The organism is Marisediminitalea sp. (assembly GCF_984433645.1).
In genome coordinates this window covers 1-22654 of record NZ_CFIDRX010000063.1, presented here as the reverse complement: position 1 = coordinate 22654, position 22654 = coordinate 1, and the positions used below count along the sequence as shown (strand labels likewise).

Below are 22654 nucleotides of genomic sequence, written 5' to 3'. Positions count from 1 at the left end.
GAGCTGGTGGCGTTGGGTTTCTGGTTGCGTAAAGCCAGTCTGACGCGATTTACCGGATCGCTTAACGGTACGTTTAAGCCGCTGGGACTGGTAGTGCATTACACGCCGGCCAACGTCGATACCATGTTTGTTTACAGCTGGGTTTGCGCATTGTTAATGGGTAACCGCAATATTGTCAGGCTCTCAAGTCAGCAAAGTGCTCTGCAACAAACGCTGTTGCATACCCTGCTTGATGTGCTTAATGCTGCTGAATTCAGCGATATTGCCAATGCCAATCAGTTTATTCAGTACGATCACAAAAGCGAGTCCGGTGACGAACTCAGTGTACTGGCCGATGCCAGAGTACTGTGGGGCGGGGATGACAGTGTGTTACAGATCCGCGAGTTACCCTGCAAGCCCCGTTGTCGTGATATCAGTTTTGCAGACCGTCATTCCGCATGCGTAATCAATGGTGAAGCGTTCTCAGGTGCGACAACCGAACAGCAAGCACGCCTGGCAGAGGGGATCTGGCGTGACATGCAGCCATACTTGCAACAGGCATGCTCGTCGCCCCGCGCGCTGGTATGGGTAGGAGATAACCGTGCAAAAGAGGCGCTACTGGAAGCCATTGGCCGCTGTGCCCATTCAGCCAATGCGCCAGAAACACTGCGCAATGAACAACTTGTATTCAGTCAATGGCTGGTGGCGTCAGGCGAGGCGACAGCCTATCAGTTCAACGGCAGGGTGTGCAGCATTGAACTGTCGTCAGGTACCGCATTGGTCAGCCCGGCACATCCGGGCAACTGGATCCTTCCCGTGCATTCAATAAGCTCGCTCAACGACCTGGCCGCATTAACTACGCCCAAACTGCAAACCCTGAGCTACTGGGGCTTCGCTAAGGACGACATGGTTAAGTTTTTAGCGCAGCCGTCGATAACAGGAATAGATCGCGTCGTTCCCGTCGGAGAAGCCTTGCAGTTTTCTCCCGATTGGGACGGCTACGAGTTACTTACCCAATTAGCCCGAAAGGTGGTGGTGCTATGAAGTTATCGGTCATTGTCCCGGCGTTTAAACTGGAACAGTACATTGAGCCTTGTTTGCGCTCTGTATTGGAACAAACCGTTAATTTTGATTATGAAGTTATCGTGTGTGACGACGCGTCTCCCGATAATACCGCGGCGGTTATTCAGCGTTTAGAGAACGTATTTCCTCACTTGCGTGCCATTTACAAAACACAAAATGGTGGGCTGGCGAATAATATGAAGACGCTGCTGAGTTCCGCGCAGGGGGAGTACATTGCGTATCTGGACGGTGACGATATTGCCTTACCCGGTAAGTTACAAAAGCAAGTCGACTACCTGGACAGCCACCTGGATTGCCAGATGGTGTATCACGAATCAGATATGTTCGACTCAGACACCAATGCCTCGATTAAGCTCTACTCGCAACAACACTACAATTGGCAACATGTGCCAGCACGCTCGGGGATTGAACACCTTATTCGCTATGGCACGTATTTGCAGGCCAGTGCAGTGATGTTTCGTCGTCATGATCATTTAGTAGATTCGGTGTTAGCCGACTGCAAAATCATTCTGGATTACCCGTTCTACATTCTGAATGCCGGGTTCCTTAACGCCAGTATTGATTTTATGCCTGAGGTGTTGGGCCGCTACCGAATTCACAGCCAGAGTTTTGGGGCTCAGACCCAACGCAGCAGCGAACGCCGCGAGCAAAGTCTGAACGATATTATTGCTGCCTGTCAGGCCGCGTCACAGTTTGGTGTTGCAAAGGAAATTATTGATGCCGGTATAGCACATCACCAGTTTGCGGCGGCACTGTATTTTCTGTTCAGGGAGCAGGATGCCTTGTTTACCCGCTATATTTGCGCCTCTGCGGCTAACGGTGACTTTTTCAATGAACGCCATGCACTTGCCTTTGAGCATCACCAGCAACCTCAAAAAGTCCGGGAGTTATTGGCGTAACTGCCAGTAGGCCTATCCATGAATTATGATGCAATTGTGATTGGAGCCGGGTTTTCCGGCGCTGTAATGGCCGAGCGCCTGGCCAATCAGGGCGGTAAACGCGTGCTGGTGCTTGAACAGCGAAATCACATTGGCGGCAACTGTTACGACTACCGTAACGAGCACGGCATTATCGTGCATCAATATGGCCCGCACTTGTTTCATACCAATAAACCTGACGTGTGGGCGTATTTATCGCAATTTACTCAGTGGCACGAATACGAACACAAAGTGCTAAGCAGGGTAGATGGCAAGCTGGTACCGTTACCATTCAACCTGAATACACTGGATGCTTTGTATCCGAAATCCGAGGCTGAGCATCTGACCGAAGTGCTTCTGAGCGAATACGGCGAAGGTGCTAAGGTGCCTATTCTGGAGCTGCGTAAAAGTCAGCACCCTGCGCTACAGCAATTGGCTGACGTGGTGTATAACAAATTCTTTGTGAACTACACGGCAAAGCAATGGGGATGTCGTCCCGAGGCCATTTCACCCGCTGTAACGGCGCGCGTGCCGGTAGTGGTAAGTCGCGACGACCGCTATTTTCACGACACCTGGCAGGCGATTCCCGCAGAAGGGTACACGGCGTTGTTTAAAAAGTTACTCAGCCATTCCCTTATTACGGTTGAACTGGGTGTGGATGCCACCCAGCGTGTTCGGCTTAATAAAAACGATTTTTCGGTAACCGTAGATGGGCAGCCTTTTAGTGGAGATATTATCTTTACGGGGCAACTGGATGCGTTGTTTAACTACGAGCACGGCGAGTTGCCTTATCGCTCACTGCAGTTTGATTACGAAACACTACCAACAAGCGAATTCCAGCCGGCTACCACAGTGAATTACCCCAACGAAGAAGCGTTTACGCGTATCACAGAGTTCAAGCATATTTTGCCCTGTGCTAGCGATCACACCACAATTGTTCGGGAGTATCCGCAGGATTACGATCGCCACGACCCCAAACGCAACGTACCGTATTACCCGGTGTTTACCGACAGCAACGAGCAGGCATACGAGGCCTATCGCAACCGAATTCAGCAATACCAGCAGGTTGTTGTGCTGGGGCGCTTGGCCGACTACAAGTACTACAACATGGATGACGCGGTAGCAAACGCTCTGACTCTGTTTAACCAGCGATACGGTAACTGATATGACGCCCGTCATCTCGGTCCTGCTACCCATGTACAACGCACAGGACTACATTGCCGAAGCGCTGGATTCTGTGCTGGCGCAAACCTTTGAGGATTTTGAATGTCTGGTAATGGACGATGGTTCATCTGACGCAAGCCGCAAGATAGTGCAGGACTACGCCCGCGCCGATACCCGAATCACGCTGCTTTCCCAGCCCAACAGCGGCATTGTGACTGCGCTGAATCAGTTAATACTGGCCGCACAAGGCCGCTATCTCGTGCGTTTTGACAGCGACGATGTATGTTACCCGGAACGCTTTGCGACCCAACTTGATTACTTCCGGCGCGATTCGGAGCTGGCAATACTGGGCAGCAAAGTTGCGCTCATTGGCGAACAGCAAGGTACCTGGCATTACCGTCAAACCGACGAACAAACCCGGGCGCTGCAGCTGGTAGGGAATACCTGCTTGTGTCACCCCTCTGTGATGGTGCGTCGCGACGTGTACGAGAACTTTTCCTACCGGTCGCAGTTTCCACACATGGAAGACATGGACTTTTATTGTCGATTTTTATTGTCTGGCAAGGGTAAACTCTACGCCACGACAGAAATATTAATGGATTACCGACTTCATACCGATAACGTATCTAAACAGTATTCATCTGTGCAGTTAGCGCAACGCGCGTTGTGTTTGTCAGCCCTTTGGCAACAACTCGGCATAGCGCACGATGTGCAGGATGTGGAATTGTTTACCGGGCCATTGATGGGTGCAGATTATACCGGTGATATGAATACGTTAGCGACGTCTGTACTTGCGATAGGCGAGCAATTGAGCCGCATTAACCCTGCGGTAATGACTGAAATTGAGCGTCGGCTAAGCCGAATGCCCGGTCGGTAATCAGGAGCGAATGATGCAAAATACGCAAAAACCTATGCAAAAGTTAACGCTAATTAGCTTTGGCTTTAAATACGGCAGCCCGAATGCTAACTATTATTTCGATGTAAGCTTTGCCAAAAACCCGGCGCGTGAAAGCCAGTGGAGCTTGTTCGATCAGCCCGACAACGCCATGGTGGACTTTGTACTGAGTCAGCCCAAGGTGAACGACTTTGTTAAAACCTTACTGCCTATGCTGGATGTGATTGTTACTCTGGATGACGACGCGCGTATTGCGTTTGGCTGTAACGCTGGCCGCCACCGCTCTGCCATTATCGTTGAGCATATCGCAGGTGTTATGCGAGCCAAAGGCATGCATGTTGATGTAATTCACCGGGAGTGGAAGCAATGAGCCAGCAACCCAGTATTGCTATCATTATCGTGTCGCGTAACCGCCCCGATTTGGTAGAGCGCAGCGTAAAGCACTTCGAACAGGACAGCTACCCGAATAAAGAGATTCTGGTGGTTGAATGTGGCACCGACGCGCAAAACCTGTCTCCTTATCCTACGGTAAGCTACACGGACGACGATTTTAAAGGTAAGTGTTTTGGTCATAACGTTGGCCTGAACTACCTGAACATGCAGAAGACCTACGATTACTATCTGTTCTGCATGAACGATGTTTACGTAAACGACAAAACCGATTTTCTGGCTGAAATGATTGATGTGATGGAGACGAACCCTCGTTTGGGCTGTATGTCGCCGGCCGAGAAAGACTCTGATTACCCCGGAGCACGCCCGAAGGGCAGTGGACTGAGACCGGTAACCACGTCGGATTACCTGTTTTTATTCATGCGTGGTGAAGTGGTGCAAAAATACGGCTTCTTCAACCATACGTTTAAATATTGCTGGGGTGCCATTCACGAATACAGTTATAAACTGTACCGCGATGATTGGTTTATGGCCTATTACGATGGCCTGGATTATTTGCATCTTGGGGGCACGACCTACGGCGCCAAAAATACCAAGACCATTTCCCGTGAACAATACCAGATCAACGCCAAACGCTTTGCCTACAATTATTTTGTAGAGCAATATGGTGAATACTGGGATACCGAGTTCTGGGACGTGGCCACTAAACACCATGACATTGAACACAATACCTACTCCTTACACCGGACATATTGGGCCGGAGCGCTGTAATGCCCGCTAGTGTAGCGATTGTTATACCTTGTTTTAATCATAACGAGGCGGTTAAAAAGGCCATTCAATCGCTACACGATCTTTCGATCCCCCCATCTCAGGTGGTGGTTATTGACGACGGTTCTGATGTACCCGTTGATGTAACGTCTGTCAGTCGCGGCCTGAGTCTCACTGTTGTCAGAACCCGGAATCAAGGCCTGGCCGCCGCCCGCAACGAAGGGCTAAAACGGGTTTCCAGCGACTGGGTGATTTTTTTAGACAGCGACGATGTGTTGCACGCTAATGCGCTGGACTTCAGCTTATCTATTTCTCCATCCAGACAAGTTTCGGTTGTTCAGCGCGGATATATGCTGTGTCGCGGCGAATTTTCTGATCCTGTATTCCCGGCAACCGGAAATATTTCAACAGCATTGCTGCAGGGAAATCTTGGGCCTCCTCATAGTTTTGTTTTCGCTCGCTCTGCACTAAACGAAATCGGTGGTTTCAACACCGCAGAAGAGTTGCGCCATGGGCACGAAGATTACGATCTGATCACACGGCTATCCCTGGCCGGTGCCCGTTTTATCACACAGCATGTTATCGTTGCCGATTATTTTAAATACGATGGCAGTATGTCCAGTTTTACTGAAAACATGGCAAGAACCAGAGCTTGGGTGTGGCATCAGTACTTTATATCGGTGACTATTGACTCTGCTAACGCTCTGCTTGCCGCCACGCGATTTTTCGCTAATCATTTTGCAGATTTTCAACGGTTCTGGCCTGACTGTATCGAGGAAATCGCGCAGATATTAAAGGCTAAGTTGAGCACAATTCCGGTACATCCCGCTGAACTTGAGTATGCAATTGAATCGTTACCCGTCGATGTTCGCAGATCTTTGCTGGCAACACCGCTTAAATCAACGACCTCGATAGCAAAAGTTGCTAATGAGGTGTTTGATTGGCGCGCTCAGCATTATCCAGCCGCTATTTTGCTACGGCGAATAAGCAAGCTGTCCACATATGCCGCCGAGGCAAAGTGCGATAGTGTCGTTATTTGGGGGATGAATGAACTGGCGGAACAAGCAATTGCGATCCTTCAACTGTCACTGTCGGTAACGGTTGTCGACAGTCGTCGCGCCGGAGATATGTTGAGTGGTAACCCCATTCTTGCCCCGGAAAAGCTTAATTTTTCAGGGGATTGGCCGATATTGATCACGGCACATCAGGCCTTTTCCAGCATTGCTGCGCAGCTAGCTGCAATGAACGTAGAGACAAAGAGAATATTTTGACACAACGACAACCCCTTATTTTGGCGACAGGATTACAAAGCGGTGGCACAACGGTCGTGTCTCACTCGTTTTTGAAGCACCCGGAACTCGACGGCATTCTGGATATGGCGTCAGATCGCATCGAGATGAATCTGGCGCGCGTGTCGGCGCCAGTGGTATGGGTAAAAATGACTACCATCGCATTTCGCTGGGAAGAGGTCGCTGCCGTGTACGAACAACAAGGCTACGAGGTTTACCCTTTGTTGATCGTACGTAATCCTTTCGACGCCTGGGCCTCATTGAAGCACAAATGGTATGGGTTAAACGGGGTAACTGCAGAAGATCCACCGCTTATGTTGCGTTTCAGCCGTTTTCTAAAAGATTGGTTGCAATTCAAACAGCACGGTTGGCCGGTAATGTGCTTTGAGGATTTTGTTGCAAATCCCGAAGCTGCGCTCAATAAAGCCTGTGAAGCGTTACCCATTGAGTTTAATGCCGCCATGCTGGAAGCCAAAAGCAATGTAGACGATATTGCCTACGTGTCGGAATCTAATGCCAGTTTTGCTGAAAACCTGAGTCAGGGTGTGGTAGGCAATGTGGCAAAGCGCATTGCGACGCTGGCAGAAGATGAAGTGAACTGGCTGCAAACTACTTTCAGTCAAATGATCGACGAGTTTGGTTACAGCAACAGACATGGCGTTGATGCGTCTCGACGCGAGTTGGCGCCGAATCCCTTCGATAGCCGCCGGTACCTGGGATTCGGACCACAGGTTCTGGCGAAAAAAGTGTCGGCTAAATTACCGTCGTTGATAAACGCCTGCACAGAGGCGCATACCCTGAAAAGACCTGTTGTTATTTATGGCAAAGGTGATTTCGGCGAGTACTTGCTAACTTTGCTGAATGAACACGGCGTAGAAGTGAATTGTGTTATTGATACATATGCCACAGAAAAAGACAGCTTACTGCACGTTAGTGTGTTTCCTCCGGATAAACTCAATACACTCGACAACCCGTTTGTCGTTGTCGCAAGCTTTATGCATGCATCATCAATCGTAGACACCTTGTCTGAATACGGAAAGGCATTGCCATCTATGTACTGGACTGTTGGAGATTAGTATGGGGAAAGTCATCGCAAGCAGTGCGGACTTCGTAAAGAGAGTGTTAGACCGCAAACGTGAAGGTACACTCAGAGACGTACAAGTCATGGATTTTTTCCATTTTGCTTATCCGCTAGCAGACTTATCGCATTCTCAGCTGTATCAGGACCTATGGGCGCTATACATGCATGGTACTGAGAAACCAGGTTTTTTTGTTGAGTTTGGCGCATGTGATGGGTTGGTCATGAGCAACACGGCTTTACTGGAACAAAAATATGGTTGGTCTGGAATATTGGCGGAACCTAATCCCAGATGGCATGCCGATATCGTTAAGAACCGCCAATGCAATATTTGTTTTGACTGTGTGACCGATGGCGCAAAGGACACGACAACGTTTTTTGACGTAGAGGATGAACCTGAATTATCTCGTGTAGGTGATATCGTTCCTGTCGACAATCACGAAGCCTCTGGGGCTCGCAGTCATGCAAAGGAAATCACGGTAAACTGCTTGTCGTTGAATGCGCTGTTAGCGCGTTATGATGCTCCGGATACGATTGATTTTCTATCAATCGACACCGAAGGCTCGGAACTTGAGATATTAAACGCCTTTGATTTTTCCCGGTGGAAAGTGCGCTTACTTGCCGTTGAACATGGCGGCGATGAAGCCAAGAGAGAAGGTATATTTACATTACTTACCGCTAAAGGCTTTTCACGCTGGAATACTGAAGTCTCCAGATGGGATGACTGGTATTATTTAGACGCGTAATCGGCATAAGCGCTACGCAAAATACTACATGGGTTCGTATCGGTATCTTATGCCGTTTATGGCTATGCCATTCTCTTCCTACGCGAACACGTCGAATGGCATCCTTTGCTAAATCGAGAAATCTTCCGGCGCAGGGCTGGCTAAAGGCCCGTAACTTACGTCTTTGGATGAGTTGACTCTCTTGAAAGGGGGTTGGTTATTGTCTTTTTCAATTACGATTACACTGTCGTAGAAATGCAATGATTTGAGCCCCTCGTAATGCCGCATCAGTTCGGTGTCTGCATGTACGCTGTCCGGTGTTCTTCCTACGCCTAACGCAAAGTAAGTGTGCTTGTCACTGATTAAATCAAGCAGATTTTTGGCGTATTCTGTGAAACTCGCGGGGTTCTTCAGACCGCCTCCTTTCACACGAACACCCTCGTAATAACTGGTGTGGGTATCTTCACACAGAAAAACGCCATTGCTTCTCAGCAACGGCCATAACTTTTCCAACGTTAGGATTTGATGTGCATTTTCGTGGCTGCCGTCATCTAAAATGATATCAAAACCGGTGTCACCATGTTGCTTAATAAAGGTGTCCCAGAAATCACTATCTCCCTGATTTCCTTGTAATAATGTCAAGTATTCTGCGTCTTGAGCAATCGGATTAAGATCGACACCTGTTATGTGGGTTCCCTCACCGAAATGCTTATACCATAATTCAGCACTACCACCGTGCTTCACGCCGATTTCTAAAACTCTTGGACTTTTACCTTTAAACTTGGATAACCATGTATCGTAGATGTCAAAGTAGTGAAGTAACTTATCGCATGGCAATTCCAATGTATTGAATGTATCGAAAAATGTCATGGTTTCTCCAAATCAGTTTTTGAGCAAATTAAACTTAAACAAGTTTGTGAATTACGTTGAAGGTTTCAGCTAGCGACGGCTCACTGCTGTCCAGGTTCAACGTTGGCGTCGGTAGTACTATCCCGAATTGATCTAGTACCCACTGACGGTCGTCAGCGTATGTCTCTATTACTTTATTACATGTATCGTCTGGTAACAGAGTATCCCCAGGGGTAGCGGGTCCAAACAGTTCGAGTAACTGTTCTCTGAATTGCTCGTATTTCGGGCCAATTAAACGTGTGTCTGATGGCCAGCTTTGCAATATTTTGATGGCTTTACCCGATAAGCTGGCATTTTTTCTTTCATTGCCGTGAGCGACTAAGGGCAAGTCAGGGATACCTAGCAATTCAAGAAACTTGCTCCAGAAACCATCGTTGAATGAATGAAACGATAAGGTATGTAATGTTGGAGTCAGGTTGGCGTTATTCACTAACGGAGATAGTTTTTGCTGGTAAAAGTAGTCCGGTTTACTCATAAACGAGTCGGCGTAATGTGCAGGACTTAGTTTCGTTGCGTTAGTTGACAATTGTCTGTAGTAAGCTGAATTTATTAAGCTAAGTTGCTCTCGAAGTACGGCGATGATTTCCAATTCAAAGCCTTCAAAGTAGTCCTCAAAAACGGTGAAGTCCTGGCAATAGATAAAAGCTTCAGAAGACATAATTACCGATGATATTGGCATTTCAGAGGAGGTGATTTCGTCTCGTAGTTGAGATAACAATACATCCTTATCCGCTGGCTTGATCCAATCAATGGGTTCAGGAACTGCAGGTGCCGCCCAACGGTGATGCCCTACATCCTGGGCACCTGTTTTAGGATAAAGTACACCATGCTCCAACAATTTTGCCCTGTTTTTATGCAGTACGGACTGGATAGTTGTAGAGCCGGAGCGAGGCCAGCCTATATGAAGATACAGCTTCATTCGCCATCATCTTAATTGGTTAATTCGTATCATTATATCGGTTATTAAAATATATACTTGAGTATCAATGCGGTTTAACAAAACAACCAGAAAGTTTAGCCGTAAGCGTTGGCTAATTCTTAGCCAAATGCTATTATTCATGTAGAGGTGAAAGGTATGATCAAACTAAACTCCGATACATCTACATCGTTGTTGCAGCAGGTACAGGAGCGTCAGCAATCGCTGGCAGAGAAGCTCGCGTCCGGCAAACAAATCAACAGTGCCGCTGATGGTGCAGCTGCGCAGCAGATTATTGATCGCCTTACGTCGCAGGTAGAGGGTAATCGTCAGGCCGTCAATAACGTGTATGACGGTATATCACTTGCTCAGGTCGCCGAAGGCGGTCTGGAAGGCATCAATAATGACGTTAACCGCATTCGGGAGCTTTCGGTGCAAGCCGGTAGCGGCATTTTAAGTGCTGCGGACAAACAGGCTATCCAGTCTGAGATCACCCAACTGCAGGAAAACATTACCCAAACCATCGATCAAACGAATTTCGCCGGTAAGCCATTATTGTCGTCTGACAGCGAGATTAATTTTCAGGTGGGTGCTCAGGCTGGTCAGCAAATCAGTGTGAACACGCGTGACATCGCCAGCGAGTTAAACGGTGTACTGAATATCGATGTTACCAGCCAGTCCAGCGAGGATGTCCTTGCAGCGGCTGATGCGGCTGTAGAAGTCGTAGGTAGCGCCCGGGGCGATTTGGGCGCAGTGCAGAATCAATTAGCCAGCACGGCGCGCAACTTAACGCAGTCTGACGTGAATACCGCTGCCGCACGTAGCCGTATTCAGGATACCGATTATGCCCAGGCTGTGTCTCAGCAAGCCGCAAACGATGTATTAGGGCAAGCGTCATTAACGGTACAAGCGCAGGCCAACCAACAACAAGGTCAGGTACTGAGTCTGTTGAACGGTTAAATTGTCGCAAAATTAATCAAAGGCAGGGTTTCCTGCCTTTTTTGTATTTGAAGCACCGGTTTTTCGTTGCGATTCACTGCGTTACCGCTACAATTGCTGTGCACAGTTTGCAATTCTCACGCTTTTTCAACAGTGCATCGTTATTCAAATTTGTTTTTGCATAGCAAAGCAGGCGGTATCGGAAAGAACTTTACTGCGCGACTGCACACATTTGTGAGGATTGGTATAAACTAGTAATAATAACAAAAGCGTTTCGGGGAACGAATGAAGGATATCCTGCTGGTTAGCGACAACAATGCTCTGGTTCAGAATTTACATACTATTCTGACCTTTTTGGGTGAATCTTGTCGTTCCTTCTCGGTATCCGAAGCGTCTGAGCAATTAACCGAGCTGTCGCCAACCGCTGTACTATTAGATATCGCGTCAGGTGAACAGGCGTTAGCCCTGGTTAAAACCTTCCCTATGCACCCCTTTGTTGCGATTAACGTTGACGACCAACCAACGCCAACGGTTGGCAACTTGGTAGGGCATGTCAGTCTGCCCATTACTTATCCGGTGCTCACGCAGGCTATTCACCGTTGTCAGGAATACATTCGCAGTCATCCGGTCCGCAATAGTGCGGTGCCTATGAAAACCCGACTGTTCCGCAGTCTGGTCGGTAAGAGTGAACAAATTCAATTGGTTCGCCGCTTGGTGGAGCAGGTAGCGCCAACAGACGCGACCGTGCTTATCCTAGGCGAGTCGGGTACCGGTAAAGAAGTTGTCGCGCGTAATGTTCACTTTTTATCTGAGCGCAAAGACGGGCCGTTTATTCCGGTAAACTGCGGTGCCATACCCGGTGAACTGCTGGAAAGTGAATTGTTCGGCCATGAAAAAGGTGCATTTACTGGTGCCATTAGTGCTCGGAAAGGGCGGTTTGAACTTGCCGAAGGCGGCACGTTATTCCTTGACGAAATTGGCGATATGCCTCTGCAAATGCAGGTTAAGTTACTTCGCGTATTGCAGGAACGGACGTTTGAACGCGTAGGCGGGCACAAGCCCATGCAGTGTAACGTCAGAATCATTGCCGCGACGCACCGCGATTTAGAAAAAATGATCGCCGACGATAAATTCCGCGAAGACTTGTATTATCGTTTGAACGTATTCCCAATTGACAGTCCTGCATTGCGTGAGCGCCGTGAAGATATTCCGTTGTTGTTACAGGAACTGATTACACGTATTCATGGCGAGGGCGTTGAGCCGGTTAAGTTTACTGAACGCGCTATCAGCTCGTTAATGGAACATTCCTGGTCGGGTAACGTACGCGAGTTGTCTAACCTGGTCGAACGGTTGATGATTCTGTATCCGGGCCAAATTGTCGACGTGCAGGAACTACCTGCAAAATACCAGTATGGTGACGTTGAACCTTTCGAGCCGGACTATCCTGAAGAAGTGCTTGAGCGCGAAGCATTCAATGAATTGTTTGCTGAAAGCGCCGCACAGGACGACGTTGAAGCGGAACCTGCCATCAATGGCTTCTTGCCCGATGAAGGCGTAAACCTGAAAGAGTACCTTTCAGAGCTTGAGATCAATTTGATTCAACAGGCGCTGGAGCAGCAGGAATGGGTGGTTGCAAGGGCCGCCGATAAACTGGGTATGCGCCGGACTACGCTGGTTGAAAAGATGCGTAAATACGATATTCAGCGTTAGTGTTTGCCTCTCAATACTAACGCTTCAGGTGGTTTAATTTTCTTCTGAACACCGCTTTTTTCTAACATTCATCCTTCTGTTTATTGCTCATATTTCCCGCCGTCAGTTAATTGACGTAAATCCAATCTATCAAATATTCTATAACTATATGAAATTAAACATGTAATTTCTGGCACGGCAAATGCTAAATCATTGGGTAAGTTAATCAGTGTCTGCAAATTGACGAGGATCCCATGGCATTAAAAAGTCGTTCTGCCAATCTTATTGAGGATATCACCGACGCCCCAAGCGGCGCAGGCGCAACGCTCACCGATTTGAGTGTTGCCCGAGACAAGGCTCAAACTCAGCAACAAGAGCTGGCCTCATTGAAACAACAGGCTTCCCGTCTTAACCACTTATTGCAGGTTATGCCTGCAGGCGTGGTGGTTATCGATGGTCAGGGGATTGTTCGTCAGGCAAATGAGCAGGCAAAGGTCTTTTTGGGGGAACCGCTGGAAGGTGAGCTGTGGCGAACCATTATCGCGCGCTCGTTTAAACCCCGTGCCGACGATGGTCACGAGGTGTCTTTGTACGATGGACGCCGGGTTAAGCTCTCCATTACGCCACTTGTGAACGAGCCGGGTCAGCTTATCGTTCTAACCGACTTAACCGAAACCCGTCAGTTACAAGCGCGTCTGAGTCATCTTCAACGCTTGTCGTCATTGGGTAAAATGGTCGCGTCACTGGCGCATCAAATACGCACGCCATTATCGGCTGCCATGTTGTATGCAGCCAACCTGACCCGCAAAGGACTAGGCGCTGATGCCAGTCATCAGTTTGCTAATAAACTGCAGGATCGTCTGAAAGAGCTGGAAAATCAGGTTAACGACATGCTGTTGTTTGCCAAGAGTGGTGAACAGCAAGTGGTTAATGACATAAGTGTAGCAACTTTGTTCGACGCCATTGAGCCCACCGCGCAAACCATGGCAGTGGGAATGAATCAGACACTGGTGTTCAAAGGTCAGCATATTGACGCACGCATTACCGGCAACCTCACGGCGCTGCAGGGCGCAGTATTAAACCTGATTCAAAATGCCAGCCAGATCAGCCCGAAAGAAAGTACGATTCAGGTGCAGTTTCGCGTGAGTAATCGCTGGCTGGTGGTGGCCGTGTCCGATCAGGGGCCGGGTATTACTGATGCCACAAAGCAAAAAATCTTCGAACCGTTTTTCACTACCAAAACCCATGGCACAGGCCTGGGACTTGCCGTAGTGCAATCGGTCGCTAAAGCCCATCAGGGCAAAATTCAAGTCACCAATTTGCCAGAGGGCGGCGCGTGTTTCGCCATGATGCTACCTCGGGCGTTTTCCAGCGACGTTGAACCATTAACGTCGGTAAAAGAGGGGTAAATCATGTCAAAAACAACTGTTTTGATCGTAGAAGACGATGCGGGTCTGCGCGAAGCATTAGTCGATACCCTGTTGTTAGCAGATTATCAGGTCGTTGCTGCAGACAGTGCCGAGCAAGCCATTATGATGCTGGGCCGTCAACCTGTTGATATTGTGGTGAGCGATATCCAAATGGGCGAAATGAATGGCTTGGCATTGTTGAAAGCAATTAAAGCCAAAGACGCCAATTTGCCGGTACTGTTGATGACGGCCTATGCCACTATCGACGATGCCGTACAGGCTATGCGCGATGGCGCAACAGACTATCTCTCCAAACCATTCGCGCCGGAAGTATTGTTAAACCTTGTGGGCCGGTATGCACCTGCGCAAAAGGTCGAATCCCGTCAGCCGGTAGTAGGCGATCCGCGCAGCGAAGAGTTACTGCTGTTAGCCCGTAAAGTCGCGCGTTCAGAAGCGACTGTGATGGTGTTGGGGCCAAGTGGTTCGGGTAAAGAAGTCTTGTCACGCTATATTCACGACAACTCCCAGCGGGCGAATAATCCGTTTGTTGCAATTAATTGTGCCGCTATTCCGGAGAATATGCTGGAAGCCACCTTGTTTGGTTACGAGAAAGGGGCGTTTACCGGCGCAATTCAGGCCTGTCCGGGTAAGTTTGAGCAAGCCCAGGGCGGTACGCTGTTACTCGACGAAATCACCGAAATGGATTTGGCGTTACAAGCCAAATTATTACGTGTGTTACAGGAAAAAGAAGTCGAGCGATTGGGCGCACGAAAAACTATCTCTTTGGACGTACGGGTCATTGCAACCAGTAACCGCGACCTGAAAGAGGCGGTCGCCAGAGGCGAGTTCCGTGAGGATTTGTATTACCGCCTGAACGTATTTCCTATTACCTGGTTGCCTTTGGGTCAACGCAGTGGCGATATTATTCCGCTGGCAGAGCACCTGATCACGCGGCATGCTTCGCAGCAAGGTCTTGGTACCTTTACGTTAAGTGCGTCTGCGCGTAATAAACTGCTGCAACACGCCTGGCCGGGTAACGTGCGGGAATTGGAAAACGTGTGTCAGCGCGCATTAATTTTATGTGAAGGCAACACGATTGATGCGACGGATTTAATGATAGAACCCGCAACAGGTCAAGCTGTTGCGGTAGCAACCATCGAAGAGCCAGAAGAAGACAACAGCAGATTAGGCAATGAATTGCGTCATCAGGAACATCAGATCATTCTGGATACCCTGACCGCCTGCAAAGGCAAGCGGAAAGACGTGGCTGAAAAACTGGGGATCAGCCCTCGTACCTTGCGATACAAACTAGCGCGAATGCGCGATCAGGGTATCGACGTACCGGCTTAACGAAAAATGCTATGTTTTGAGAGGCGCAGTAATTGCGCCTCTTTTTATTGGTAACCTCAATACCAACTTATCTATCTACCTACCTTTGCCGTCATATTTTTGGCATTTAATGCTAACTTGCTGATTTTTATAAATTTGAAAAGTTGGTCTGGTCCTTGCTGTATCTCTGCATAAGTCAAAGAAAATGTCATATTCCCGACGACGGAAGTGACAAATAATCAATCAGGAGCCGTTATGGACGTTAAAGCCAACAGTTTGTATCAGGAAATGCAGGCTATGATCGCGCAGACTCGTCTGGACGTAAATCCGCAGCCTCAGGTCGAACTCAACACGTCTAAAAGTGACTTCTCGCAGTTATTGAGTAATGCCATTGAGAAAGTCAACGACATGCAGTTGGAATCCAAAGACATGCAGCAGCGCTTTGAAATGGGCGATCGCTCTCTGAGCATGGCAGACGTTATGCTGGCAAAAGAGAAGTCTGGTATCGCGTTTGAAGCGACAGTGCAAGTCAGGAATAAAGTGCTGGAAGCCTATAAAACCATTATGAACATGCCTGTGTAAGTGGAGTAGTGAACTGTGGCTGAAGCAACCGGTACAAACCTGGCAGTAAGTGACTCCGTGGGAGCAGGCGGCGAGACTGAGCAAAAGTCTGGCTTCATGGATACCATTGGCAATACCGACATGATGCGTCAGATGACGTTAGTGGTGGTACTGGTGATATCCGTTGCCATTGCGATTTTCGTGGTGTTGTTTGTACAAGAGCCTGATTACCGTCCATTGGCGAAAATGGACACGGAAGAGCTCATCGAAACCCTCGATTACCTCGACGCCAATTTGATTGACTACAAACTGGAAGGCAACATTATTCAGGTGCGGGTCGACGAGTACCAGAAAATCAAACTGGGCATGAGCCGCGAAGGGTTGGCACAAGCTGAACAAGCCGGTGCCGACATCATCATGCAGGACATGGGCTTTGGTGTGAGCCAGCGCGTTGAGATGGAACGCCTGAAACATGCCCGCGAAAAGCAAATCGCCGCCACAATCGAAGACATTGCCAGTATCAAGAAAGCTCGTGTATTGCTGGCGTTACCTAAAGAAAATGTATTTGCCCGTCGCGAGAAGAAGGCCAGTGCAACCGTCGTACTTACTGCGAATCGCGGCGCGGTTATCAGCGGCGAAGAAGTAGACGCCGTGGTTGATATCGTCGCCTCAGCGGTGCAAGGCATGGAACCAGAGCGTGTTACGGTAACCGACAGCAATGGCCGATTGTTGAATTCAGGATCGCAGGACTCGCTGAGTGCACGTGCCCGCAAAGAATATGAAATCGAACGTCAGCGTGAAACCGAATACCAGGAAAAAATCGATTCCATTCTGATCCCGGTTATTGGCATTGGTAACTATACCGCACAGGTTGACGTGACCATGGACTTTACCGCGGTAGAACAAACACAACGTCGTTACAATCCTGATCTTCCTGCTGTGCGCAGCGAAATGGTCATCGAGGAAAATTCGGTGGGTTCTATTGCAGCTGGCATTCCCGGAGCGGTTAGCAATCAGCCGCCGCTGGACGCGAACATTCCTGAGCAGGCGGGTGGCAATGGCCAGATAGCGCCAGTTCCCGGAAGAACCACCAAAGAATCCACGCGTAATTACGAGCTGGATACTACAATTAGTCATACTAAGCAGCAAACCGGCGTGATCCGCAGACTGAGTGTGTCTGTGGCTGTCGATTACCTGCAAACAACCGGTGAAGATGGCACGGTAACCAGTGAAGCGCGTACGCCGGAAGAACTGTTGAGTATTCGTCGACTATTGCAAGGCGGAATTGGCTTTGACGTAACCCGGGGCGATAGCCTGGAAGTAGTAAGCATGCCGTTCAGTCGCATCGATACCGGCGCCGAAGAAGAGTTACCTATCTGGGAGCAACCGTTCTTTATGCCTCTGGTGAAGTGGGTAATGGGCGGCCTGGTGGTTATTGCGCTAATATTTGCCGTAATTAAGCCCATGTTGTCACGCTTGATCAATCCTGATGATGGACAGGCTGGCGATGACTTTGACGCCGACGAAGGGCTGGATTTGGGCGATGACACCATTAATATGTTGTCATCAGAATTTGATGAAGGTCAGGTGGGATTTGCGCCAGATGGCTCACTGATGTTGCCTGATTTACACAAAGATGAAGATGTCCTGAAAGCCGTGCGTGCGCTGGTGGCCAATGAGCCAGAGCTGTCTGCGCAAGTGGTGAAAGGCTGGTTAATGCAGGATGAGTAAGGGGTAGACCATGGCAGAAGAACTCGCAACACAACAAGAACCTGCCTACGACGTCAGTAAATTGGAAGGCGTCGAGAAAGCCGCTATTTTGCTGCTGAGCTTGTCGGAAGAAGATGCCGCGCAGATTTTAAAGCATCTCGAACCCAAGCAGGTACAAAAGCTCGGTGCAGAAATGGCCCGTATCGATGATATGACGCAGGCTAAAATCACCGCCGTGCATAAAAACTTCATCGATGAAATTCAAAACTACTCGACCATCGGGTTCCAGAGTCAGGATTTCGTGAAGCGTGCCTTAACTGCGGCACTGGGCGAAGACAAAGCGGCCAACCTAATCGACCAGATCCTGATGGGTTCAGGGGCCAAAGGTTTGGATTCATTGAAGTGGATGGACTCCAAACAGGTTGCCAGCATTATTCGCAACGAGCACCCGCAGATTCAGACCATTGTATTGTCTTATCTGGAGCCAGAGCAATCCGCCGAGATTTTGTCGCAGTTCCCGGAGAAAGTTCGTCTCGATTTACTGATGCGGGTCGCCAACCTGGAAGAAGTTCAGCCAGCGGCACTGCAGGAACTCAACGAGATCATGGAGAAACAGTTCGCCGGTCAGGCGGGTACACAGGCGGCGAAGATGGGCGGCTTGAAGTCAGCTGCCGATATTATGAACTACCTGGATACCAACATCGAAGGCCAGCTAATGGATGCTATCCGCGAGCAGGACGAAGAGTTGAGTCAGCAGATTCAGGACCTGATGTTTGTCTTCGACAACCTGGTGGACGTGGACGACCGTGGCATTCAGGCAATTCTGCGCGAAGTACAGCAAGACTCGCTGCTTAAAGCCATCAAGGGCGCGGACGAAGAGCTCAAAAACAAAATTACAGCGAACATGTCTAAACGTGCAGCTGAAATGCTGGTGGATGATCTGGAAGCGCTTGGCCCTGTGCGTATCAGTGAGGTGGAAACTGCTCAGAAAGAAATTCTGTCGGTGGCACGTCGCCTGGCTGACGCCGGTGAAATCATGCTTGGTGGAGGCGGTGGTGAAGAGTTCCTCTAACACCGACATAAACTATGGCAACCACTAAACGTTTTACGGTAGAAGAACTCGAAGAGGCCAAAGGCTGGGATCTGCCTCATGTCGAGACAACCGATCAGCTGGACCTGACCCGAACAAATGCATTAAACCGTCGCAGTGACTGGAAGTACGAACCACCGGAAGAGCCGGAGGAAATTCTTCCGCCTACGGCTGAAGAAATCGAAGCGATTCGACAAGCCGCTTACGATGAAGGCTTTGCAGAAGGCAAGCAAACCGGCTTTGATGAAGGGAAAGCGGAAGGACTGGAAGCCGGTAAGGCAGAAGGTCTTGAACAGGGCCACCAGGAAGGGCTGGCGCAAGGTTTGGAAGACGGTAAAGCGCAAATCGATCAGCAAACTGAGCTATGGCAATCCCTGGTTGAAAAACTGCATGCACCGTTACAGCAGGCCGACGAACAGGTTCGCAAAGAAATAGTGAAACTGTCGGTCGCACTGGCACGTTCGGTGATTCGCACCGAAGTCACGCTGTCTGAAAATGTGATTTTACAGGCGCTGAGTGAAGGCCTGAAAGCCCTGCCGGTAGAAGAATCTCAATACAAAATTCACCTCAACCCTGAAGATATCGCCCTGGTTACCGAGCATTTCGGCGAAGAGACGATTCAGGCAAAAGGCTGGACCTTAATTGACACGCCAGCCTTGTCGCGGGGCGGTTGTGATATTGTTACGCAAAACAACGCGGTTGATTTGTCTATCGAACGCCGTTGTAAGAACGTGCTGGACAAGTTCCTGCTAGAGCAAGGGCTGCCGGATGACCACTAGTCTGTTGTCGCATTTGCAACAACTGCAAAAACAGGTGCCCACACCGCCCGTTGTCGCGGCCGGTAAACTGGTTCGCGGTATTGGGCTGACGCTGGAAGCCGTGGGCTGTCAGTTACCGGTTGGCAGTCAGTGCATGGTGCAAACAGTAGACGGCGAAATTGAAGCCGAAGTCGTCGGCTTTGGCGAACACATTACCTACCTGATGCCAACCGAAGCCGTGCGTGGCATTGTACCTGGCTCCCGGGTATTACCGTTGAACCGGGAAAGTGGCCTGGCGGTTGGCCTGGGGTTGCTAGGCCGGGTTATCGACGGCAATGGTCAGCCGCTTGACGGTTTAGGGCCAGTAGAAAGCACGACAAGAGTGCCAACGGTAAAGCCGCCAATTAACCCACTCACCCGCAGACCCATTGATTCACCCATGGACGTTGGCGTAAGAGCCATTAACGCGCTCAATACCGTTGGAATAGGTCAGCGCATGGGCCTGTTTGCCGGTAGTGGTGTGGGTAAAAGTGTACTATTGGGCATGATGACCCGCGGCGCGAAAGCCGATGTCGTCGTTGTCGGCCTGGTAGGAGAACGGGGACGAGAGGTTAAAGAATTTATTCACGATATTCTGACTCCCGAAGAGCGCGAGCGCGCTGTTGTGGTTGCCGCACCCGCCGATACGTCACCGCTGATGCGCCTTAAAGGGTGCGAAACCGCGGTGACAGTGGCAGAGTATTTTCGCGATCAGGGCATGAATGTACTGCTATTGATTGATTCACTGACTCGCTATGCCATGGCCCAGCGTGAAATTGCGCTGGCCGTCGGCGAACCGCCCGCAACCAAAGGTTACCCGCCATCGGTATTTGCGCGGCTGCCCGCATTGGTGGAACGCGCTGGAAACGGCAGTGAAAACCAAGGCTCCATCACGGCGTTTTATACGGTTCTCACCGAAGGCGATGACTTGCAGGACCCCATTGCCGACGCAGCACGGGCTATATTGGATGGGCATATAGTCTTGTCGCGTCAATTAGCCGACAGTGGGCATTATCCTGCCATTGATATCGAGGCGTCAATCAGCCGGGTGATGCCGCAGGTTGTCAGTGAAGAACACCTGATGCAAGCGCGTCGGGTGCGCCAGGTTTACTCCACGTATCAGCAAAACAAAGATTTAATTACACTTGGCGCCTATACCCGCGGGACCGATCCCCGCGTGGATTTGGCTATCAATGCCGAGCCTGCCATTAACGCGTTATTGCAACAGGGTATGAAGCAGGTACTGCCCTATGACGAGAGCCTCGCGTCCATGGCGCAACTGGCTGGCGGATTAGGAAAGGGGTGAGTAAATGAGTCGCACCCAGGTGGCTAAGTCACTACAGCAAATGAATGTGGTACTGCGTCTGGAAACAGACAAGGAGAAAAATACCCTTCACGCCTTTAACGTTGCTCAGGATTACTATCAACAACAAAAAGCAAAACTAACCAGTTTGCAGCAATATCGTCTGGACTACTTTCGTCAGTTGCAACAGGAAGGGGGCAATGGGGTTGGTGCACGGCATTACCAACAGCGCTTATCCTTCGTCGCCAAGCTGGACAAGGCCTGTGAACAACAAAATCAAATCATCGCGCAAGCCAGTGTGGTAGCCGACCAGCGCAAAAGACAATGGTTGGCGCAGCAGCGCAAACGTCAGGCCGTAGAGAAGCTCATCGGCAAAAAACACGATACGCTGCAACAGCTCGACAACCGTCAGGAACAGCAAGCCATGGATGAGTTTGCGATTCAACGGTTATTGCGTAACCAGTACTTCGCGGGTTAATAACACACACTTCCGATTGTTTCCAAAGTTGGAACGGACTTTGCTCTAATCCTTAACATCAAAGCAACAAACACCAATTATCAGTTAGTTAGGTGATGAGGACACGGTTATGATGCAACAGCTTGCCACGCAGGGCTCACAAATTGCCGCCTTGCCGGACAATCCGGTAACGCTTTCCCCTGATTCAACGCAAACCAGCGCTGAATCCGGACAATTTGCTGACGTGTTTTCTCAACAACAACGTGCGCTTGAAAAACCTGGAAACGCGGCTCAGGCTGCGCCAAAGTCAGAAGCCGTTCCGCCACAAACCGTTCCCCCACAAACCGCACCGAAAAACGCGGACGATGCGGCAACCCAAACAGAGCAGGACAGTATCCCCACAGAGTCTGTTGAAGCGAGCGAACAGGTTCAAGCCGCTACTGTAGACAAAACGGTTACGTCAGGTAATTCCCAAAACACGTCGTCTACAGCTACAACTGACGATGCCTCGTCCTCCGAAAGCGCTGATTTAGCAAACACAGATGACGTTTCGTTAAATACGCTGCCTGATGCCGTCATTCCCGCCGTTGAGGTAGACAATACAGCATCTGAAACGGATTACCTGGCACTGGTGGAGGCGCTGCGTACATTTGAACAGAAGTGGCCGGGCGTAACGGACGATAAACAGCCCCTGCCGGCTGAGGTTGTACCGGAAATGAAGGCCCCCATTGACGGACTCGATGTGCATCAACTTGAAAATGGCAAAGCGCAAATCATTGAAGACCTCAACGCATTAATTGCACAAATTGCTGAAGCGCCAGAGTTGGACGCCAGTGGCGAGTCAGCTGCAATCACCGTGGAGCAGTCGGAAGCCATCCTGGCTGATTTTATGGCGCTGATTGCACAGCTCAAAGGTAAAGCGGGCAAATCTGAGGGTAAAGGCGCAGAAGGCAATGACGGCGCGAGTCTGGAAAAGCCCGTTCAGCCAACACTGGGTCTGACTGACACGGCATTGCCGGTGGAAGTGCAAACTGAAAATGCCGAGCACGCTGCTGATGTCGATATCGCGTTGGCACCACAACCTTTGTCAGTCGCCATTAGTTTGTTGTCAAAAATAGAAGCGTTGAATAAAAAAGACAACGCAGAGGTTGCACCCGAGCAGGAGCTGGTAACCCAAATTGCTGATGCCGACACTATGCTCAGTCTGGATGTTGAGCAGATCAATGAATCGGTCATTGAAGTCGAGGAAAGCGCCGA

Annotated in this window: 22 protein-coding genes; 20 read left to right on the top strand and 2 right to left on the bottom strand. The window is 49.6% G+C overall.

The window, feature by feature from the left end; translation table 11 throughout:
• The 9 genes from AC4MRN_RS10020 to AC4MRN_RS09980 form a co-directional block, all read left to right on the top strand.
• Positions 1-1023, top strand: a 1023-nt coding sequence (locus AC4MRN_RS10020) for an acyl-CoA reductase (RefSeq protein ID WP_491203190.1), incomplete at its 5' end; no start/stop codon positions are given.
• On the top strand, positions 1020-1961 hold the full coding sequence (locus AC4MRN_RS10015; RefSeq protein ID WP_491203189.1) for a glycosyltransferase family 2 protein: 942 nt from the start codon (positions 1020-1022) through the stop codon (positions 1959-1961). The genes AC4MRN_RS10020 and AC4MRN_RS10015, both read left to right, overlap by 4 nt.
• An 18-nt stretch (positions 1962-1979) precedes the next feature.
• Positions 1980-3143: a UDP-galactopyranose mutase gene (gene glf, locus AC4MRN_RS10010; RefSeq protein WP_491203188.1), complete on the top strand. Its 1164-nt coding sequence runs from the start codon at positions 1980-1982 to the stop codon at positions 3141-3143.
• 1 nt (position 3144) lies between these two features.
• The gene (locus AC4MRN_RS10005; protein ID WP_491203187.1) at positions 3145-4020 is read left to right on the top strand and encodes a glycosyltransferase family 2 protein; all 876 of its coding nucleotides are present in this window, start codon (positions 3145-3147) and stop codon (positions 4018-4020) included.
• Between the two features lie 13 nt (positions 4021-4033).
• Positions 4034-4408 carry a RapZ C-terminal domain-containing protein gene (locus tag AC4MRN_RS10000; protein ID WP_015066469.1) on the top strand — a complete coding sequence of 125 codons (375 nt, stop codon included), beginning with the start codon at positions 4034-4036 and terminating at the stop codon, positions 4406-4408.
• Entirely contained in the window at positions 4405-5199 is a 795-nt protein-coding gene (locus tag AC4MRN_RS09995) for a glycosyltransferase family 2 protein (protein WP_491203186.1), read from the top strand. The genes AC4MRN_RS10000 and AC4MRN_RS09995 overlap by 4 nt, the downstream gene beginning before the upstream one ends.
• Positions 5199-6467, top strand: a complete 1269-nt coding sequence (locus tag AC4MRN_RS09990) for a glycosyltransferase family 2 protein (RefSeq protein ID WP_491203185.1) — start codon at positions 5199-5201, stop codon at positions 6465-6467. Before AC4MRN_RS09995 ends, AC4MRN_RS09990 begins: the two co-directional genes overlap by 1 nt.
• Entirely contained in the window at positions 6464-7561 is a 1098-nt protein-coding gene (locus AC4MRN_RS09985; RefSeq protein WP_491203184.1) for a hypothetical protein, read from the top strand. The genes AC4MRN_RS09990 and AC4MRN_RS09985 overlap by 4 nt, the downstream gene beginning before the upstream one ends.
• 1 nt (position 7562) lies before the next feature.
• The gene (locus AC4MRN_RS09980) at positions 7563-8309 is read left to right on the top strand and encodes an FkbM family methyltransferase (RefSeq protein WP_491054890.1); all 747 of its coding nucleotides are present in this window, start codon (positions 7563-7565) and stop codon (positions 8307-8309) included.
• A 108-nt stretch (positions 8310-8417) separates the two neighbouring features.
• Here the strand turns inward: AC4MRN_RS09980 and AC4MRN_RS09975 are convergent, their stop codons facing one another.
• Positions 8418-9158, bottom strand: coding sequence for a class I SAM-dependent methyltransferase (locus AC4MRN_RS09975; RefSeq protein WP_491203183.1), 741 nt, complete (start codon positions 9156-9158; stop codon positions 8418-8420).
• Between the two features lie 34 nt (positions 9159-9192).
• The gene (locus tag AC4MRN_RS09970) at positions 9193-10116 is read right to left on the bottom strand and encodes a hypothetical protein (RefSeq protein WP_491203182.1); all 924 of its coding nucleotides are present in this window, start codon (positions 10114-10116) and stop codon (positions 9193-9195) included.
• A gap of 156 nt (positions 10117-10272) precedes the next feature.
• On the opposite strand from AC4MRN_RS09970, the gene AC4MRN_RS09965 reads away from it, so the two are divergent.
• From AC4MRN_RS09965 to AC4MRN_RS09915, 11 genes are all read left to right on the top strand, one after another.
• Positions 10273-11073, top strand: a complete 801-nt coding sequence (locus tag AC4MRN_RS09965) for a flagellin N-terminal helical domain-containing protein (RefSeq protein WP_255052911.1) — start codon at positions 10273-10275, stop codon at positions 11071-11073.
• 264 nt (positions 11074-11337) lie between these two features.
• Positions 11338-12762: a sigma-54 dependent transcriptional regulator gene (locus AC4MRN_RS09960; RefSeq protein ID WP_370241387.1), complete on the top strand. Its 1425-nt coding sequence runs from the start codon at positions 11338-11340 to the stop codon at positions 12760-12762.
• Between the two features lie 233 nt (positions 12763-12995).
• The gene (locus AC4MRN_RS09955; protein ID WP_255052913.1) at positions 12996-14150 is read left to right on the top strand and encodes a sensor histidine kinase; all 1155 of its coding nucleotides are present in this window, start codon (positions 12996-12998) and stop codon (positions 14148-14150) included.
• A gap of 3 nt (positions 14151-14153) precedes the next feature.
• Positions 14154-15500: a sigma-54-dependent transcriptional regulator gene (locus AC4MRN_RS09950; protein ID WP_491203181.1), complete on the top strand. Its 1347-nt coding sequence runs from the start codon at positions 14154-14156 to the stop codon at positions 15498-15500.
• Between the two features lie 234 nt (positions 15501-15734).
• Positions 15735-16061, top strand: coding sequence for a flagellar hook-basal body complex protein FliE (gene fliE, locus AC4MRN_RS09945; protein WP_155015452.1), 327 nt, complete (start codon positions 15735-15737; stop codon positions 16059-16061).
• A 15-nt stretch (positions 16062-16076) separates the two neighbouring features.
• The gene (gene fliF, locus AC4MRN_RS09940; protein WP_491203180.1) at positions 16077-17771 is read left to right on the top strand and encodes a flagellar basal-body MS-ring/collar protein FliF; all 1695 of its coding nucleotides are present in this window, start codon (positions 16077-16079) and stop codon (positions 17769-17771) included.
• A gap of 10 nt (positions 17772-17781) precedes the next feature.
• Entirely contained in the window at positions 17782-18822 is a 1041-nt protein-coding gene (gene fliG, locus AC4MRN_RS09935) for a flagellar motor switch protein FliG (RefSeq protein WP_073319088.1), read from the top strand.
• A 14-nt stretch (positions 18823-18836) separates the two neighbouring features.
• Positions 18837-19619: a flagellar assembly protein FliH gene (fliH, locus tag AC4MRN_RS09930; protein WP_370245865.1), complete on the top strand. Its 783-nt coding sequence runs from the start codon at positions 18837-18839 to the stop codon at positions 19617-19619.
• Positions 19609-20943, top strand: coding sequence for a flagellar protein export ATPase FliI (fliI, locus tag AC4MRN_RS09925; protein WP_073319082.1), 1335 nt, complete (start codon positions 19609-19611; stop codon positions 20941-20943). The genes fliH and fliI overlap by 11 nt, the downstream gene beginning before the upstream one ends.
• 4 nt (positions 20944-20947) lie before the next feature.
• Positions 20948-21418 carry a flagellar export protein FliJ gene (gene fliJ, locus AC4MRN_RS09920; RefSeq protein ID WP_491203179.1) on the top strand — a complete coding sequence of 157 codons (471 nt, stop codon included), beginning with the start codon at positions 20948-20950 and terminating at the stop codon, positions 21416-21418.
• 109 nt (positions 21419-21527) lie between these two features.
• Positions 21528-22654 (top strand): hypothetical protein (locus AC4MRN_RS09915; protein ID WP_491203178.1); only part of this gene is annotated, 1127 nt, incomplete at its 3' end.

Bases quoted from the DNA above. Each gene is read 5' to 3' on its own strand.
- AC4MRN_RS10015 (WP_491203189.1), top strand. From the start codon at position 1,020: ATGAAGTTATCGGTCATTGTCCCGGCGTTTAAACTGGAACAGTACATT.
- glf (WP_491203188.1), top strand. From the start codon at position 1,980: ATGAATTATGATGCAATTGTGATTGGAGCCGGGTTTTCCGGCGCTGTA.
- AC4MRN_RS10005 (WP_491203187.1), top strand. From the start codon at position 3,145: ATGACGCCCGTCATCTCGGTCCTGCTACCCATGTACAACGCACAGGAC.
- AC4MRN_RS10000 (WP_015066469.1), top strand. From the start codon at position 4,034: ATGCAAAATACGCAAAAACCTATGCAAAAGTTAACGCTAATTAGCTTT.
- AC4MRN_RS09995 (WP_491203186.1), top strand. From the start codon at position 4,405: ATGAGCCAGCAACCCAGTATTGCTATCATTATCGTGTCGCGTAACCGC.
- AC4MRN_RS09990 (WP_491203185.1), top strand. From the start codon at position 5,199: ATGCCCGCTAGTGTAGCGATTGTTATACCTTGTTTTAATCATAACGAG.
- AC4MRN_RS09980 (WP_491054890.1), top strand. From the start codon at position 7,563: ATGGGGAAAGTCATCGCAAGCAGTGCGGACTTCGTAAAGAGAGTGTTA.
- AC4MRN_RS09975 (WP_491203183.1), bottom strand. From the start codon at position 9,158: ATGACATTTTTCGATACATTCAATACATTGGAATTGCCATGCGATAAG.
- AC4MRN_RS09970 (WP_491203182.1), bottom strand. From the start codon at position 10,116: ATGAAGCTGTATCTTCATATAGGCTGGCCTCGCTCCGGCTCTACAACT.
- AC4MRN_RS09965 (WP_255052911.1), top strand. From the start codon at position 10,273: ATGATCAAACTAAACTCCGATACATCTACATCGTTGTTGCAGCAGGTA.
- AC4MRN_RS09960 (WP_370241387.1), top strand. From the start codon at position 11,338: ATGAAGGATATCCTGCTGGTTAGCGACAACAATGCTCTGGTTCAGAAT.
- AC4MRN_RS09955 (WP_255052913.1), top strand. From the start codon at position 12,996: ATGGCATTAAAAAGTCGTTCTGCCAATCTTATTGAGGATATCACCGAC.
- AC4MRN_RS09950 (WP_491203181.1), top strand. From the start codon at position 14,154: ATGTCAAAAACAACTGTTTTGATCGTAGAAGACGATGCGGGTCTGCGC.
- fliE (WP_155015452.1), top strand. From the start codon at position 15,735: ATGGACGTTAAAGCCAACAGTTTGTATCAGGAAATGCAGGCTATGATC.
- fliG (WP_073319088.1), top strand. From the start codon at position 17,782: ATGGCAGAAGAACTCGCAACACAACAAGAACCTGCCTACGACGTCAGT.
- fliH (WP_370245865.1), top strand. From the start codon at position 18,837: ATGGCAACCACTAAACGTTTTACGGTAGAAGAACTCGAAGAGGCCAAA.
- fliI (WP_073319082.1), top strand. From the start codon at position 19,609: ATGACCACTAGTCTGTTGTCGCATTTGCAACAACTGCAAAAACAGGTG.
- fliJ (WP_491203179.1), top strand. From the start codon at position 20,948: ATGAGTCGCACCCAGGTGGCTAAGTCACTACAGCAAATGAATGTGGTA.